This is a genomic window from Phormidium tenue FACHB-1052 (genome assembly GCF_014696675.1).
GTDB lineage: Bacteria > Cyanobacteriota > Cyanobacteriia > Phormidesmidales > Phormidesmidaceae > Nodosilinea > Nodosilinea tenuis_A.
Genome location: NZ_JACJQN010000021.1, coordinates 54,171 through 69,094 on the forward strand (window position 1 = coordinate 54,171; position 14,924 = coordinate 69,094).

Here is a 14,924-nt window from a genome sequence, read left to right on the forward strand (position 1 = left end):
GTTTCTATATCCAATATGGAACATGCTATTCAACGGTGGTATTACCCGTGAGGGTACTTTTGGAGTCTCTGCGATTTCACTTCACCAATGACTTAACAAGCCAACTATGTACAGAACACAGAGCCGATGTTTGAATACCTTGAACTAGACGCTAGCGGTGCGTCTAGTTTGCCACCGTCTCACTCTGCGAAAGCTCAGCCCCGACCTGAGCGGGTGCACTACCGTCTCTACGGAAGTCTTGCAGGTATAGACCGCACCATCAAAATCCTCTATGCCTACGGCTACGCCGACCCCAACGACTGGAGCGACCCCATCCCCGTGCTGCCCAGCGCAGATGATTCAGACTTGATAGACCACTACGATCGCTTGCCTAAGAGCTGATCGCGCAGCGATTTAATGCGATCGCGAAACTTAGCCGCTTCCTCAAAGTCGAGGTTCTTGGCGGCCTCTTTCATCTGCTTCTCAAACTGGCTAATCAGTTCAGGAATTTCTTCCAGGGGCAGCTCTTCTTTGTGCTCGTAGACCTCTTCAAGCTCGTGGGCACTGAGTCGGCGAGAGACTTCTAGAAACGACAGAATCGAGTTGCTGTTGCGGCGAATAATTGAGGTGGGCGTAATGCCATGGGCCTCGTTATAGGCGGTTTGGATGGCGCGGCGACGTTCGGTTTCGCTGATCGCCTTGGCCATGCTGTCGGTGAGGTTATCGCCGTAGAGAATTGCCTGACCGCTAATGTGGCGGGCGGCGCGACCAATGGTTTGAATCAGCGATCGCTCGGCCCGCAGAAACCCTTCCTTATCGGCATCTAAAATTGCCACGAGGGAAACTTCCGGTAAATCCAACCCTTCCCGCAGCAGGTTGACCCCCACCAGCACGTCGTAGAGCCCTTCCCGCAGGTCTTGGATGATCTCAATCCGCTCGATGGAGTGGATCTCGGAGTGCAGGTAGCGCACGCGAATGCCGTGCTCGTCGAAGTAGTCGGTCAGGTCTTCGGCCATGCGCTTGGTCAAAGTGGTGATCAGCACCCGCTCTTGCCGCGCCGCCCGCTCCTTGATTTCGCCCAGCAGGTCATCAACCTGGCCTTCGGTGGGGCGCACAAAGATCTCTGGGTCGAGCACCCCGGTGGGGCGAATGATCTGCTCGACCACCTTATTTTGGGAAATCTCCATTTCCCAGTTGCCGGGGGTAGCGGAGACAAAGATGCACTGGTTCACCTTCTCCCAAAATTCTTCGGCTTTGAGGGGGCGGTTATCGGCGGCGCTGGGCAGGCGAAAGCCGTGGTCGATCAGCACCATCTTGCGGCTGCGATCGCCGTTGTACATGCCGTGAATCTGCGGAATGGTGACGTGGGACTCGTCAATCACCAGCAGCCAGTCTTTGGGGAAGTAGTCGAGCAGACACTCGGGCGGTGACCCCGCCTGGCGACCGGCTAGGTGGCGGGCGTAGTTTTCCACCCCGTTGCAGTAGCCCACCTCGCGGATCATCTCCAAGTCGTAGCGGGTGCGCTGCTCTAGCCGCTGGGCCTCCAGTAACTTCCCCTCCTTCTCTAGCTCCGCCAAACGCTCTAGCAGCTCATCTTTAATCGCCTGGCAGGCTTCTTCGATGCGATCGTCCGGGGTGACAAAGTGCTTGGCCGGGTAGATGCTGATGCCTTCCATGCTTTGCAGAGTGGCTCCGGTGATCGGGTCAACGTAGCGCACGGCGTCGATCTCGTCGCCAAAGAACTCGATGCGGATGATGCGGTCTTCGTAGGCGGGGCCGATCTCCAGCACGTCGCCCTTGACGCGAAACTTGCCCCGGCCCAGGTCTAAATCGTTGCGCTCGTACTGAATCGAGGCCAGGTCGCGCAGCACCTGGCGCTGGTTGACCTCCATGCCCACGTGCAGCGGAATCGAGGCTCTCAGGTATTCTGACGGAATCCCTAGACCGTAGATGCAGCTGATCGAGGCGACCACAATCACATCTTTGCGCTCAAACAAAGAGCGGGTGGCCGAGTGCCGGAGCATGTCGATCTCGTCGTTGATCGAGGCGGTCTTGGCGATGTAAGTGTCGGTGGTGGGAATGTAAGCCTCGGGCTGGTAGTAGTCGTAATAGCTAATAAAATATTCGACGGCGTTGTCGGGGAAAAACTCGCGCAGCTCGTTGCAGAGCTGGGCGGCGAGGGTTTTGTTGTGGGCCAGCACCAGGGCGGGTTTGCCAATGTTGTCGATGACGCGGGCGATGGTGTGGGTTTTGCCCGTGCCCGTGGCCCCCAGCAGAGTTTGGTACTTGGTCTTGTCTTGCAAAAACTGGGTCAGGCCTGCGATCGCCTTGGGTTGGTCTCCAGCAGGTTCAAAGGGAGCCTGAATGTTAAAGTCGCCCATAGGTCAGCAATCGGTACAAAGACACTACTACGCTTTTTCAATAATGACCGATCTCAAAGGAATTGGTGAAACCAACGAGGGTGTCTGTCCGAATCTCACCCTAAGGGGGCGGGGATGCCTATGGGTTGAGCTGCACGGTGGTACCGTCGCCGTTAAAAGCTCCGCGATCGCGCTGACCGCCTACGCTGGAGAGTTCGACCACCAGCAGGCGATCGCGGCTGGGTTTCAAACGCACATGACCAAGCCTGTCGAGCCAGACCAGCTAATCGAGGCGATCGCCGCCTTAGTGCAGCCAAACCCTTAGCTCTATTGGGTAAAGGTTTGACGCCGTGTCTTTTGACAAAATCTTGGCTGGCAAGGCATGTTAGCCAGACCCTTTGCTTTGGGCAAAAACACTGGCATGAAACCATCTAACCTGGCTGTAGGTCAACCCTCGGCCACCCGATCGCCTGGGAATCGCTGTTATCGCACGGTCTGGCGCTGGCACTTCTACGCCGGGCTATTTGTGATTCCCTTCATGGTGATTCTGGCCGCGACGGGCATTATTTACCTCTTTAAGCCCCAGCTAGATGTGGCTATGTATCACGACCGCATGGTTGTGCAGCCTAGTTCTACTACTACTTCTTACATCGAGCAGATACAGGCCGTTGAAAGGGCCTATCCCGCAGCCGTGGTTACTCAGGTGACGCCGCCCGTAGCCACCAATCGCAGTACTGAGGTGCTAGTAACAACGGCGAATGAGCGCAATTTGATGGTGTTCGTTGACCCTCACAGCGGAAAGGTTTTAGGCGATCGCGATGAGGACAACAATTTGCAGGCGATCGCCCGCAAGATTCACGGCGAGTTACTGATTGGCAAACTCGGCGACTATTTAGTTGAGCTAGCCGCCTGTTGGGGTTTAGTGCTGCTGATCACAGGGCTGTATTTATGGTGGCCGCGCCAACAATTCGCTGTTTTGGGCACCTTAATTCCGCGCCTCTGGAGCCAAAACAAACGGATATTTTGGCGAGACTTGCATGCTGTACCGGGGTTTTATGGCGTTCTTCTCATTGGTTTTTTGATTCTGACCGGCTTACCCTGGACGGGTTTTTGGGGAGAGACCTTTGCCCAAGTGTCGAGTCAGTTCCCGGCTCAAATGTGGGACGACATTCCTCAGTCTGCTGTGTTGACAGGCTCACTCAACCAGCGAGGTCAGGTGGTGCCCTGGGCCGTAGAACAGCTACCCATACCTCGATCCGCTCCTTCGGGCCAAACCGATCACTCGGGTCACCACGGCGAGTCGGCACCGACCCAGCCTGGTCTGGCCTCTGGCACCCCCGTTAGCCTGGACGCTGTGATCGCCCTAGCGCAAGCTAAAGGTGCTCCCCCCGGCTTTAATGTGACGTTGCCAGCAGACGAGACCGGGGTGTTTACCATTTCGGCCTTTCCTCCCGACCCCACCCAGGAGGTGACTCTGCATGTTGATCAGTACAGCGGTACCGTGCTGGCCGATGTGCGCTGGAAAGATTATGGTCTGGTTCCTAAAGCCGTGGAGATGGGAACGGCCATTCACATGGGGAGATATTTTGGGTTCGCCAATCAGTTGCTCATGCTGGTGGCGGCGTTGATCGTGATACTGCTCGCCATCACCGGAGTTGCCATGTGGTGGCAGCGCCGCCCCCAGGGGACTGGGCTAATCGGCGCTCCTGCCCTGCCCGCCTATGTACAGAACTGGCGTATCCCATTGGCACTTGTTGCCGTGCTGGGGCTAGTGTTTCCCCTGGTTGGTCTTTCCCTGGTCGTTGTGCTGCTGTTGGACTACCTTGTGTTGAACCGCATTCCTGCCTTCAGACGCATCTTTAATTAAGTGTGATTGATCATGCTTAGACAGCCAAACTAAGGCCTGTATAATCGGCGCATCTTTGTCCTCTGCGGATAAGTCCTATGGCTCAGTTGTTGGGTGCTCCGCTTTTTTGGCTACCGCTCGTCCTGGGGGCAGTTGGTCTATTGGGATGGCAGCGGTGGGCTAAGCAACAGCGCTTTAAGTCGCTGCGATCGCTGCCCTCTCCGCCCCAGCACTGGCTGCTGGGCAACATCCCCCAACTGCTCGGGGCAGTCAAAAATCGACAGCTCTTTCAGATTTTGTTTGACTGGTCAAAAGAATTTGGCCCCAAGTATGTCTACTGGGTTGGCTATCCGGTGCTAGTGCTCAGCCAGCCCAAACTGATCGACAGCACCATTGTGCAGGGCACCCGCGACGGCAGCCTGGCGCGCACCGGCAATTCGCAGCAGGCCTGGAACGACCTGATGGGGCCGATCATGATTGGTAAAGATGGGGCCGAGTGGCAGTGGCGACGCAAGGCCTGGAACCCCGAGTTTAGCTCTAGCGGCGTCAGTCACTATTTCGCCCTGGTCGAACAAGCTTGTCACCAGACTGTGACCCAGCTGCAAGCCACCCCACCGGGGGAACCGGTGCCCATGGATCCACTCTTTGTGGAGTTGACCATGCGGGTAATTGCCGCTCTGGTGCTGGGCATTCCCATCGACCCCAGCCAGCCCAGTCCCGAAGGCCCACCCCTGGAGATTGAACCGACCTACGACGCGATGGCGGTCTTGACCTATCGTTTTTTGCGGATGGCCGTTGGCGAAAAGGCCTGGAAAAAGTATCTGCCCACCCAGGCGAGCAAAGACTATTGGGCTGCCCGCCGCTATTTAGAAGGCTTTTTGCGATCGCGCATCGACCTGGCCCTAGAGCTGCGCGACGGCGACCCCGCCGCCTTAGCAAAAGCCAGCCCCCTATTCCAACAGTCAATACTGGTCAAAATTGCCGCCAAAGAACCCCGCTACACCCGCGCCACCCTGCTGCCCGAAATCGTGGAAATGCTGATCGCCGGTACAGACACCACCGCCCACACCCTGTCCTTCGCCGTGGGCGAGCTAGCCCTCAACCCTTCGGTGTTGCAAAAAGCTCAGGCTGCCGTCGATCGCGTTTTTGACGAGCAAGATGCCATCACTCTGGCCAGCCTCAAGCCGCTCAGCTACCTGCAAGGGGTCGTCAAAGAAACCCTGCGGCTTTATTCTGTGGCGTCGGGCACCACCTCGCTGCAAGCGACCCGCGACATTGTTGTTGACGGCATTGCAGTACCAACTGGAGCACGCCTGTTTTGGTCAACCCTGGGAGCCGGGCGCGACCCCGAGACCTATCCCCAGCCAGAGAAATTTTGGCCCGATCGCTGGCTCACGGAAGATCGCCAAAACCCGGCCCCACCCATGATTGACTTTGGCTCTGGCCCCCACCGCTGCCTGGGCGAACACCTAGCCATGCTGGAATCGACCCTGATGCTGGCCTATCTGCTGCGGCACTTTGACTGGGAGTTGGTGAATGGGCGATCGTCGGTAGAAAATCTGAAACAGAATTTGCTGATCTACCCCGTCGATAGAATGCCGGTCTATCTGCAACGCCGCAGCCCTTAGGCGAGGAGTCCTCGATTCGTTGAAGAGTTATAGCCTTGAAAGAGGCTTTGGCGCGGTGCTCAAAGATCGGCCCAGCAGGACGTTGGCGCAGCCTCTCCAAAGGAGAACCGCACCTCTTACGAACCGTGAAGCCCGCTGCCTGATTATTCACCTCACCGTAAGGCATTGTTACGGCCAGCCCTGCCGGGTCACAGGGCTTTTTATAATAGAAGTGTAGCCGCATTGCCCCTGGCCTGGCTCCATCACTGTCTCTACCGCTGCATTCCAAAATTGTGAAACAGAGAGCCTAAAACGCGGGCCTGTCAAACAGGAGACTCACCGCTATGTTCAAAAAAATTCTGGTTGCTCTCGACAACTCTGCCCACCGGCAAGAGATCTTGCAAAACGCCCTCGACTTGGCCAAAGCCACCCAGGCCGACTTGATGCTCGTGCACGTGCTGTCGGCCTACGAGGAAGGCAGCCCCGGTATTCCCATTCGCTCGTACCAGGCCTACTACCCCGTGCTCGAAGACTCAACCTGGCGACTCTACCAAAAACGCTGGGAAGAATTTGAGGCCCAGGGCATTGCCCAACTGCGGCAAGAACTCGATCGCGCCAGAGCCGTTGGCGTCAGCGCCGAATTTACCCAGACCTCTGGGGAACCGGCGGCCACCCTCTGTAACATAGCCGACTCCTGGGGTGCTGACTTGATTATGGTGGGCAGCCACGGTCGCAAGGGCCTCAGCGAGCTGCTGCTGGGCAGCGTCAGCAACTATGTCATGCACCATGCCAACTGCTCGGTGCTGGTGGTGCACCACAACAACAGCAAGCTAGCTGCCCCCGCTGAGACCACCACAGCTAGCGCTACAACCTAGTAGCGCCTATCGGTAGCTTCGCACCCGCTTGTGGGGCTGCTGTTTGCGAACCCAGGCGACAAACGTTTGGAGTTTGGGTTCTGCCTGTAGCTGCTCTAACGTATTCAGGTCGCGAGCCAGGGTGTGATTGTCAAACAGGGTGTGAATCTGTTTGTGGCAGGGTCGGCACAGCAGCACCGTCTCGCTAGTGGGCAGTTGGCGGCGGCGGGTGTGTTGGCGCGGCACCAGGTGGTGTTCGGTGAGATCGTCTACGGGACGCTGGCACAACTGGCAGGGCATAGGCGCAGCCGCAATAGGGAGTAGTTTTATTCTTACGAATTTGCCCGAGAGACGCAAAACTGAGGCTGCAAAACTGGAAGCGCAAAAAAATGGCTCCTAGCTGACGGGCCAGGAGCCAAACTGTAAATTAATTGAGTAAGAGTAATGCGCTATGGGCGGTAAGCGATGACCGTTCGGCCAGCAAACAAACTCCAGTAATGACCAGCAGCCTTAGGCCTTACGGGAGTAGTACTCAACCACAAGCAGTTCGTTGACGTTGAGGGCCACCCACTCGCGCTCAATGATGCCATTGACCTTAGCGGTGAGCTTGGCTTTGTCAAGCTCAAGGTGGGCGGGCACGTTGGCCAAACCGGGGAACTCCAGGTTGGCTTCGACCAGTTTTTTGGAAGCTTCGCGATCGCGTACGGTGATCACATCGCCAGCCCGACACTGATAGCTAGGAATCGACACTACGCGGCCATTCACGCAGATGTGGCCGTGGTTAACCACCTGTCGCGCCGAAGGAATGGTCGGCCCAAACCCAAGGCGAAACACGGTGTTGTCGAGCCGCATTTCGAGCAGTTGTAGAATTACTAACCCGGTCGAACCACCGGCCCGACGAGCTTTCTTCACGTAGCGAAGCAGCTGCTTTTCGGTCAGACCGTAGTTAAAGCGCAGCTTCTGCTTTTCTTCTAGCCGAACTGCGTACTCAGACTTTTTCTTGCGGTCTTGGCCGTGCTGCCCCGGCGGATAAGCCTTGCGGGGGGATTTGCGGGACAGACCCGGTAGCTCACCCAAGCGGCGTACAACCCGCAGGCGAGCGCCTCTATATCGCGCCATAAACGTTTACTCTCCGAACAATGTCTAACGTTGGAAGCAATTTCCAAAGATTCTAATCTTAGCGTTGATCCACGCTTAGATCAATCTTTGTAGATGGAATTTTGCTGAGATCGGTGACAGAGGAGAGAAGGAACTGGGGTACAGGGTGTAGGGTTCAAGGTCTAGGGCAACCTCTTAGACCCTACACCCGATACCTTAAACCTTACTAATGCTGACTTAGGCGACTGAGGAACGACTTGAGGCGAACGCTACGGGGGTTGCTAAACACCTCGGCAGGGACGCCCTCTTCCTCAATCAGGCCGTCGTTAAAGAACAGTACCCGGTTGGAGACTTCGCGGGCAAACTGCATTTCGTGGGTGACCACAATCATCGTCATGCCCTCTTCGGCAAGCTGGCGCATGACGCCCAGCACCTCGCCCACTAGCTCGGGGTCAAGGGCGCTGGTGGGCTCGTCAAACAAAATGGCTTCGGGGCGCATGCAGAGGCTGCGGGCGATCGCCACCCGCTGCTTTTGTCCGCCGGAGAGCTGCTCGGGGTAGGCATCGGCGCGATCGCCCAGGCCCACCTTCGCCAGGTACTGACTGGCCAGGTCGCGACAGTCGGCCTCGGAATGCTTGAGCACCTTGCGGGGCGAGAGCATCAGATTCTCAATCACTGTCAGGTGGGGAAACAGGTTGAAGTGCTGGAACACCATGCTCACCTGGCTGCGCAGGTGGTAGAGCGCCTTCCAGGGAAGTTTTGGGGCCGACATGTCTTGGCCCATGACTTCCAGGTGGCCCTGGTTGATGGCCTCTAGCCGGTTGAGGCAGCGCAGAAACGTGCTTTTGCCGCAGCCCGAGGGCCCAATAATCGACACCACATCGCCCTTGGTAAAGGAGGTGCTTACTCCTTTTAAGACCTCCAGCGAACCATAGCTTTTGTACAGATTTTCGCAGGCAATCACGGGCGTGGCGATCGCGGTCATAGTGGTCGTCATGGGCGGGCGCAATGACAGAGCTTAGTCTCTATCAGAGAATCACTGGCAACCGGAGACATCTGTATCACAGAATACATTTTATCCCGGAGGGAATTGACTATTGTGCAACACAATCCGGTTGCGATCGCCCGGAAGCTGCCGGAAGCTAGTTGTTGTAGAGTGTCGCCGACATGGTTTTTCGTCCGTTTGGCTTGCGCTGGATAAAGCGCTGTTTAGCGTTGGTGCTGGGATTGCTGCTCGGGTTCGGGGCAACTCAGCTTGCCGCCCTGGGCCAAGATACTCCGGCAGTCTGGCGGGTAGGCACCGAACCAGCCTTCCCCCCCTTTGAAATGAAGGATGAAGCCACAGGGGCTTTTGTCGGGTTTGACATCGAGCTGATGACGGCCATGGCCGAGGCGGCTGGTAAAGAGGCGCAATTCATCGGTCTGCCCTTTGATGGACTGGTGCCGGCCATCCAGGGCAAGAGCATTGACGCGGCCATTAGCGGCATGACCATTACCGCCGATCGCGCCTTGACTGTCGACTTTACCCGGCCTTACTTTGAGGCGGGGCTGGCCATCGCTGTACGAGAGAGCGATTCAGAAATCAAGTCCTTCGAAGATCTGACAGGTAAGCGGATCGCAGTGGCGATCGGCACCACGGGTGCCGCAAAAGCCAGCTCTGTGGAAGGAGCCACAGTCAGACAGTTTGACAATGCCCCTCTAGCGCTACAAGAGCTGATCAATGGCAACGTGGATGCCGTTGTTAACGATTTGCCGGTAACGCTTTATGCCATCAACGAAGCAAACCTAACGGGGGCCAAAATTGTCGGTGAACTTGTCACCGAAGAGTACTACGGCATTGCTCTGCCAAAGGGCTCAGCGCTGCTCGATGAAATGAACACTGCTCTAGGAACTGTCATCCAAGACGGCACCTACGCCCAGATCTATCGCAAGTGGTTTTTGTCTGACCCACCTGTTCTGCCGACTGTAGCTCCAGCCCTGGCGACCAGCGGCACCGATAGCGGCTTTGCCTGGGGAAGGCTATTTAAGAACCTGTTCAAGGGAGCCTGGATTACTATTCTGCTGACCGCAGCCTCATTTTTCTTTGGGCTGATTGGCGGTTCTCTAGTGGCCTTTGCCATGATCTCGCCCATTAAGCCCTTGCGCTGGCTGTGCCGCATCTACGTCGACTTCTTTCGCGGCACGCCCATGCTAGTGCAGCTATATATGATCTATTTCGGCCTGCCAGCGCTGTTGCAGGGGCTAGGCATTGACATTAGCTTCAACCAAATTTTTGCTGCCATTTTGGCGCTCAGTCTCAATGTGGCTGCCTACCTCTCAGAGATTCTGCGAGGCGGCATTCAGTCTATCGATCGCGGCCAGTGGGAGGCGGGTGAATCCCTCGCCATGAACCCAGTAGAAACCATGCGCTACGTGGTCTTTCCCCAGGCGTTTCGGCGCATTGTTCCTCCACTGGGCAACGAGTTCATCACCCTGATCAAAGACACCAGCTTGGCCTCGGTGATTGGGTTTAACGAGCTACTTCGCCAAGGTGAGCTGATCGTAGCAAACACATACGCCGCCTTTCAGGTGTATTTTGGGGTAGCGCTTGTGTATCTAATTATGACCTCCCTAGCATCCATTGCCTTTAGGCGCTTAGAGACCTACATGGACCCGATCAACCGGCCTAAGAAGGTGAAGAAAGATCCGGTACCCTCAGCGATCGGGGTTTAGGGAAGCGCTCTAGGGCCAATCCATTCCCTAATGAGATTGAAGGGAACGGCTGTTTGCAGAGTAGGTCTGTACTCGAAACGTCTAGTTTAATAGCGTGAATTTCCTAGGGGCGCAGCATGCTGCGCCCCTATTTCGTTTGATGCCTACTCCTGGTTTTGCTCTGCACTGAGCAAGATTTGGTAGACAAACAGCTGCTTCAGGGCTGACGTCTGCTGCTGTTGCTGATTGGCTGAGGAGTGAACGTCTGCCGCTATCAGGACACCTCCGGCAACCAGGGTCAAGATTACACACAAGTTGCGAAGAATGAGGCAGGTGGGGAGGCAGCGATTTTTCATGGGGGCAACCGTAGCAGTATCAGATATCAAGACCGACAGCCAGATACCTTCATTATTGAGAGCATCTGGCGGTTTTTCTGTGTAACGAAAAAGGCTTGATAAAAGTTACCGAAAGTTGACCCGGTACTCAACCAAACCTCGGTTCTGATTACTGACGTTGATTGACCCACCAATGCTCCAAGTGTCGGTGATGCGATCGCGAACGGTGCGGGAAAGCGGCTGATTTTGCGTCAGCGGTGGGTCTGACCTCCAGGCTCCTGTATTCTTAAAATCCTGGTCTTTTGGATACCCAATCTACGTTCATGCTAGGTCTAGCGATTCACACTTCTGGCCCTGACCTGGGGCTAGCTCTGAGTAACTTTGACGGCGAAACCCGCCACCAGACCTGGCCCCTGGGGCGCGACCTGTCAACCCAGCTACACCGCATTCTGATGGAGTTTATCGCGCCCTATAGCTGGACAGATTGCTCATTTTTGGCGGTGGCCCAGGGGCCGGGGGGATTCACCGGCACTCGCATTGGGGTGGTGACAGCGCGCACCCTGGCCCAGCAGCTAAAGATACCGCTGTTTGGGGTGTCGAGTTTGGCAGCAGCGGCTCAACAGGCCATAGATAAATCCCCGGCTGAGTCTAGTTCAAATGTTGCCGTAGAAATGCAGGCCCGGCGGGAGCAGTTGTTTACCGCTATTTATAACGTGACCACGAATGGTCTAGAGCTAGTCCATCCTGACCAAGTGCTTGCCGCAGAGGCTTGGGAGCAGGTGCTGACTCAGTATCCCCAGCCGGTTTACCGAGTGGTAGCGGGGGATGACCTAGCGGCGACCGTGGTGCAGGTTTTGGCCCTGGCCCATGGACGCTGGCTGAGGGGCGATCGCCCCGACTGGTCGTCGGTCATGCCCTACTACGGCCAGCACCCGGTGGATCTGTAGGTACCTGGGAGGAGTGGCCAGGGTATAGCTCCACGCAGATTCTTAAAAAGTGGTTCGGCTACACTGGGCAACAACGCCTTTGTCTGTCATCTCTTCGCCGTCAAGGGCGAGACCGAAATTGCCCCCTTCAGGTCTCTGCTATGGCCAAACCAATTATTTTCACCATTGACGACGACCCGGATGTCTTGCAGGCGATCGCCCGCGACCTGCGGCGGCACTACGGCGAACACTACCGCGTCATGCGGGCCAGTTCGGGGGCGGCGGCCTTCGAAGCTCTCCAGCAAATCGTCCAGCGCGGCGACCCGGTAGCGCTGCTGCTGGTCGATCAGCGCATGCCCGAGATGAGCGGCGTGGAGTTTTTAGAGCAGGCAATCGAGCTGGTGCCCGACGTCAAGCGGGCCTTGCTCACCGCCTACAGCGACACCGATGCAGCCATTCGCGCCATCAACGAGGTCGGCCTTGACTACTACCTGATGAAACCCTGGGATCCGCCAGAGGAGCAGCTGTACCCGGTAGTTGACGATCTGCTGGCCGATTGGCAGGCCAACTTTCGGCCTCCCTTTGAGGGCATTCGGGTAGTGGGCGATCGCTGGAACCCCCAGAGCCACGAAATCAAAGACTTTCTGGCCCGCAACCAAATCCCCTACCGCTGGCTCGATGTAGAGCGCAGCGAAGAGGCCCGCACCCTGGCGGGCTGCGTCACCCAGGCCAAACTGCCCCTGGTGCTGTTCCCCGACGGCGACCCCCTGCGCCAGCCCACCACCGCCGAACTGGCGACGCGCATTGGCCTGCAAACCACGGCGGCTAAGCCTTTCTATGACCTGGTGATCGTCGGGGGTGGCCCCGCTGGTCTGGCGGCGGCGGTCTATGGTGCTTCTGAAGGGCTGCACACAGTGCTGATTGAGCGCGAAGCCCCCGGTGGTCAGGCGGGCACCAGCTCCCGCATCGAAAACTACCTGGGCTTTCCGGTGGGGCTGAGCGGCAGCGACCTGGCTCGCCGCGCCGTCACCCAGGCCCGCCGCTTTGGGGTCGAAATTCTCACCCCTCAGTCGGTGCAGGCCATCCGAAGCGACAACAACTACCGGCTGCTTACCCTTAGCGACGGCAGCGAGATCAGCGCCCACGCAGTGATTTTGGCTCTGGGGGTCTCGTGGCGGCGGCTTGCCACGACCGGACTAGAGCAGTTTACCGGGGCGGGGGTCTACTACGGCGCGGCGCAGACGGAAGCCCTGGCCTGTGAAGGGGAAGACGTGTATATCATTGGCGGGGCCAACTCTGCCGGGCAGGCGGCGATGAATTTTTCCAAGTACGCCAAGTCGGTGACGATGCTGGTGCGAGGCGACTCGCTGACCAAGAGCATGTCGCAGTATTTGATCGACCAAATCGCCGCAACGCCAAACATCACAGTGCAGACCCACACCAGCGTAGTCAAAGCCAAGGGCGGCACGCAGCTAGAGGCGCTGGTGCTACAAAACGCCATTACGGGGGCCACCGAAACCGTGCCGGCCCAGTCACTATTCATCTTTATTGGGGCCACTCCCCACACCGACTGGCTAGAGGATCTGGTGCAGCGGGATGAGCGGGGCTATCTGCTCACTGGCCCCGACTTGGCCAGTGCTGGCGTGCCGCCCCACCAGGTATGGTCGCAGGAGCGACCCCCCTTTCTGCTCGAAACCAGCCTGCCCGGCGTGTTTGCGGTGGGCGACGTGCGCTGCGGCTCGATCAAGCGGGTGGCCTCGGGGGTGGGAGAAGGGTCGATCTGCGTGCAGTTTGTTCACCAGTACTTGGGGGCGGTACGATGAGCGCGTCAGCACTGTGTCTGGAACATTTACAGGCGATTGAACCGTTTAACCACCTGCCTCCGGAGCGGTTGGAGTGGGTGTGCGATCGCGCCACCTTCCTCCAGCTCTCTAAGGGCGACTACCTGGTCAAAGAGGGCGACCTCACTACCACGATCTACATCTTTGTCTCGGGCCGCCTGGGTATTACGCGCCAGAGCGAGGGCGTTGCCATGCCCATCGGCCAGCACGAAGGCCCTGGCTATATCGGCGAAATTCCGGTGCTGACGGATGAGCCTGCCCCGGTGACGCTACAGGCGATGTCGGATTGTCAGATCCACGCGATCGCCGGGGCCGACTTTCTCACCCTGCTGCACGAGTGCCGCGACTTTGAGCGCGTGGTGTTTCGCCTGATGCAGAAGCGGGTGCGGGGGCTGGAGTCGTTTTTGCGCGGGCGCGAAAAGATGGCGGCTCTGGGTACGCTGTCGGCAGGGCTGGCCCACGAGCTAAATAACCCGGCGGCGGCACTGGTGCGATCGCTCAGCGAAGTGGTGCCCGCCATTCGCGAGCTGGAGAAAATGAACCTGCTCTACGGCCAGCAGCAGCCCGATGAAGCAGAATCGGCAGAGTGGCAGCGGGTGCGCGATGCGGGCTACGAGACCATTCTCAAGTGCGGGGCCGATGCGGGGACGGTGAGCGATCGCGAAGACGAACTGCTCGACTGGCTCGAAGACTACGGCGCTACCCAAGCCTGGAAGCTGGCCGAACCCCTGGCCCTAGCGGGTATCGATATCCCCACCCTAGAAAAGCTAGTGGAACCCTGGCGCGACAACCCCACGCAGCTGCACGACATGGGCATTCGCTGGCTGGCCCTTTCCTTTGAAGTGATGTCGATGATTCAGAGCGGCCAGCACGGGGCCGAGCGCATTGCCACCCTGGTCAAGTCGATGAAGTCTTACAGCTATATGGATCAGGGCGCGCAGCAGATGGTTGACCTACACCAGGGGCTAGAAGACACCCTGCGGCTGTTTGCCTTCAAGCTGAAGCAGGGCATTAAGGTGGAGCGCGACTACGATGCGACGCTGCCCAAGCTGATGGCCCATGGCAGCGAGCTCAATCAGGTGTGGACGAATTTGATCGACAATGCGATCGACGCCATGGGCGAGAAGGGGACGCTTACCCTGCGCACCTGTCATTTCCGGGGCGATGCTCGGGTAGAAATTATTGATACCGGGCCGGGCATTCCGCCGGAGATTAAGTCGCGCATTTATGAGCCGTTTTTTACCACCAAGGGCGTGGGCAAAGGCTCGGGTCTGGGTCTCGAAACGGTACTTCGCATTGTAGAAAACCGCCACCACGGCACCATTTCTGTGGAGTCTGAACCGGGGCATACCTGCTTTGCGGTGTGTTTGCCTTTGGGATAGGCAGA

14 protein-coding genes are annotated in these 14,924 nt (G+C 57.6%); 9 read left to right on the forward strand and 5 right to left on the reverse strand.

Annotated features, from left to right (window positions below; all coding sequences use genetic code 11):
- Positions 1-126: 126 nt before the first annotated feature.
- Complete coding sequence (locus tag H6G07_RS22950; protein ID WP_073610650.1) at positions 127-381, forward strand: hypothetical protein; 255 nt, start codon at positions 127-129, stop codon at positions 379-381.
- On the opposite strand, the gene uvrB is transcribed toward H6G07_RS22950, so the two are convergent.
- Complete coding sequence (gene uvrB / locus H6G07_RS22955; RefSeq protein ID WP_073610651.1) at positions 357-2,360, reverse strand: excinuclease ABC subunit UvrB; 2,004 nt, start codon at positions 2,358-2,360, stop codon at positions 357-359. The genes H6G07_RS22950 and uvrB overlap by 25 nt on opposite strands.
- Before the next feature lie 43 nt (positions 2,361-2,403).
- On the opposite strand from uvrB, the gene H6G07_RS22960 reads away from it, so the two are divergent.
- The 4 genes from H6G07_RS22960 (at position 2,404) to H6G07_RS22975 (ending at position 6,667) form a co-directional block, all read left to right on the forward strand.
- The gene (locus H6G07_RS22960; protein WP_190740793.1) at positions 2,404-2,664 is read left to right on the forward strand and encodes a response regulator; all 261 of its coding nucleotides are present in this window, start codon (positions 2,404-2,406) and stop codon (positions 2,662-2,664) included.
- A gap of 96 nt (positions 2,665-2,760) precedes the next feature.
- Positions 2,761-4,206, forward strand: a complete 1,446-nt coding sequence (locus H6G07_RS22965) for a PepSY-associated TM helix domain-containing protein (protein ID WP_084173569.1) — start codon at positions 2,761-2,763, stop codon at positions 4,204-4,206.
- 77 nt (positions 4,207-4,283) lie between these two features.
- Entirely contained in the window at positions 4,284-5,813 is a 1,530-nt protein-coding gene (locus tag H6G07_RS22970; protein ID WP_073610652.1) for a cytochrome P450, read from the forward strand.
- A 323-nt stretch (positions 5,814-6,136) separates the two neighbouring features.
- Positions 6,137-6,667: a universal stress protein gene (locus H6G07_RS22975; protein WP_073610653.1), complete on the forward strand. Its 531-nt coding sequence runs from the start codon at positions 6,137-6,139 to the stop codon at positions 6,665-6,667.
- Positions 6,668-6,673: 6 nt separating this feature from the next.
- On the opposite strand, the gene H6G07_RS22980 is transcribed toward H6G07_RS22975, so the two are convergent.
- The 3 genes from H6G07_RS22980 to H6G07_RS22990 all read right to left on the reverse strand — a co-directional run bounded on the left by H6G07_RS22980 (position 6,674) and on the right by H6G07_RS22990 (position 8,741).
- The gene (locus H6G07_RS22980; RefSeq protein ID WP_073610654.1) at positions 6,674-6,946 is read right to left on the reverse strand and encodes an HNH endonuclease; all 273 of its coding nucleotides are present in this window, start codon (positions 6,944-6,946) and stop codon (positions 6,674-6,676) included.
- A 210-nt stretch (positions 6,947-7,156) separates the two neighbouring features.
- Positions 7,157-7,765 (reverse strand): 30S ribosomal protein S4, encoded by a 609-nt coding sequence (gene rpsD, locus H6G07_RS22985; RefSeq protein ID WP_073610655.1) that lies wholly within the window; start codon positions 7,763-7,765, stop codon positions 7,157-7,159.
- Positions 7,766-7,970: 205 nt separating this feature from the next.
- Positions 7,971-8,741 carry an amino acid ABC transporter ATP-binding protein gene (locus H6G07_RS22990; protein WP_073610656.1) on the reverse strand — a complete coding sequence of 257 codons (771 nt, stop codon included), beginning with the start codon at positions 8,739-8,741 and terminating at the stop codon, positions 7,971-7,973.
- A 170-nt stretch (positions 8,742-8,911) separates the two neighbouring features.
- On the opposite strand from H6G07_RS22990, the gene H6G07_RS22995 reads away from it, so the two are divergent.
- A complete protein-coding gene (locus H6G07_RS22995) occupies positions 8,912-10,456 on the forward strand; it encodes an ABC transporter permease subunit (protein ID WP_073610657.1) in 1,545 nt (514 codons plus the stop codon).
- 143 nt (positions 10,457-10,599) lie between these two features.
- Here the strand turns inward: H6G07_RS22995 and H6G07_RS23000 are convergent, their stop codons facing one another.
- On the reverse strand, positions 10,600-10,791 hold the full coding sequence (locus H6G07_RS23000; RefSeq protein WP_073610658.1) for a hypothetical protein: 192 nt from the start codon (positions 10,789-10,791) through the stop codon (positions 10,600-10,602).
- A gap of 281 nt (positions 10,792-11,072) precedes the next feature.
- Between H6G07_RS23000 and tsaB the strand changes: the two genes are divergently transcribed.
- The 3 genes from tsaB to H6G07_RS23015 all read left to right on the forward strand — a co-directional run bounded on the left by tsaB (position 11,073) and on the right by H6G07_RS23015 (position 14,919).
- Positions 11,073-11,717 carry a tRNA (adenosine(37)-N6)-threonylcarbamoyltransferase complex dimerization subunit type 1 TsaB gene (tsaB, locus tag H6G07_RS23005; RefSeq protein ID WP_338420724.1) on the forward strand — a complete coding sequence of 215 codons (645 nt, stop codon included), beginning with the start codon at positions 11,073-11,075 and terminating at the stop codon, positions 11,715-11,717.
- Between the two features lie 140 nt (positions 11,718-11,857).
- On the forward strand, positions 11,858-13,519 hold the full coding sequence (locus tag H6G07_RS23010; protein ID WP_073610660.1) for a response regulator: 1,662 nt from the start codon (positions 11,858-11,860) through the stop codon (positions 13,517-13,519).
- Complete coding sequence (locus H6G07_RS23015; protein ID WP_073610661.1) at positions 13,516-14,919, forward strand: ATP-binding protein; 1,404 nt, start codon at positions 13,516-13,518, stop codon at positions 14,917-14,919. The genes H6G07_RS23010 and H6G07_RS23015 overlap by 4 nt, the downstream gene beginning before the upstream one ends.
- Positions 14,920-14,924: the final 5 nt, after the last annotated feature.

Coding starts and splice junctions, on each gene's coding strand:
- H6G07_RS22950 (WP_073610650.1), top strand. CDS start 127: ATGTTTGAATACCTTGAACTAGACGCTAGCGGTGCGTCTAGTTTGCCA.
- uvrB (WP_073610651.1), bottom strand. CDS start 2,360: ATGGGCGACTTTAACATTCAGGCTCCCTTTGAACCTGCTGGAGACCAA.
- H6G07_RS22960 (WP_190740793.1), top strand. CDS start 2,404: ATGACCGATCTCAAAGGAATTGGTGAAACCAACGAGGGTGTCTGTCCG.
- H6G07_RS22965 (WP_084173569.1), top strand. CDS start 2,761: ATGAAACCATCTAACCTGGCTGTAGGTCAACCCTCGGCCACCCGATCG.
- H6G07_RS22970 (WP_073610652.1), top strand. CDS start 4,284: ATGGCTCAGTTGTTGGGTGCTCCGCTTTTTTGGCTACCGCTCGTCCTG.
- H6G07_RS22975 (WP_073610653.1), top strand. CDS start 6,137: ATGTTCAAAAAAATTCTGGTTGCTCTCGACAACTCTGCCCACCGGCAA.
- H6G07_RS22980 (WP_073610654.1), bottom strand. CDS start 6,946: ATGCCCTGCCAGTTGTGCCAGCGTCCCGTAGACGATCTCACCGAACAC.
- rpsD (WP_073610655.1), bottom strand. CDS start 7,765: ATGGCGCGATATAGAGGCGCTCGCCTGCGGGTTGTACGCCGCTTGGGT.
- H6G07_RS22990 (WP_073610656.1), bottom strand. CDS start 8,741: ATGACGACCACTATGACCGCGATCGCCACGCCCGTGATTGCCTGCGAA.
- H6G07_RS22995 (WP_073610657.1), top strand. CDS start 8,912: ATGGTTTTTCGTCCGTTTGGCTTGCGCTGGATAAAGCGCTGTTTAGCG.
- H6G07_RS23000 (WP_073610658.1), bottom strand. CDS start 10,791: ATGAAAAATCGCTGCCTCCCCACCTGCCTCATTCTTCGCAACTTGTGT.
- H6G07_RS23010 (WP_073610660.1), top strand. CDS start 11,858: ATGGCCAAACCAATTATTTTCACCATTGACGACGACCCGGATGTCTTG.
- H6G07_RS23015 (WP_073610661.1), top strand. CDS start 13,516: ATGAGCGCGTCAGCACTGTGTCTGGAACATTTACAGGCGATTGAACCG.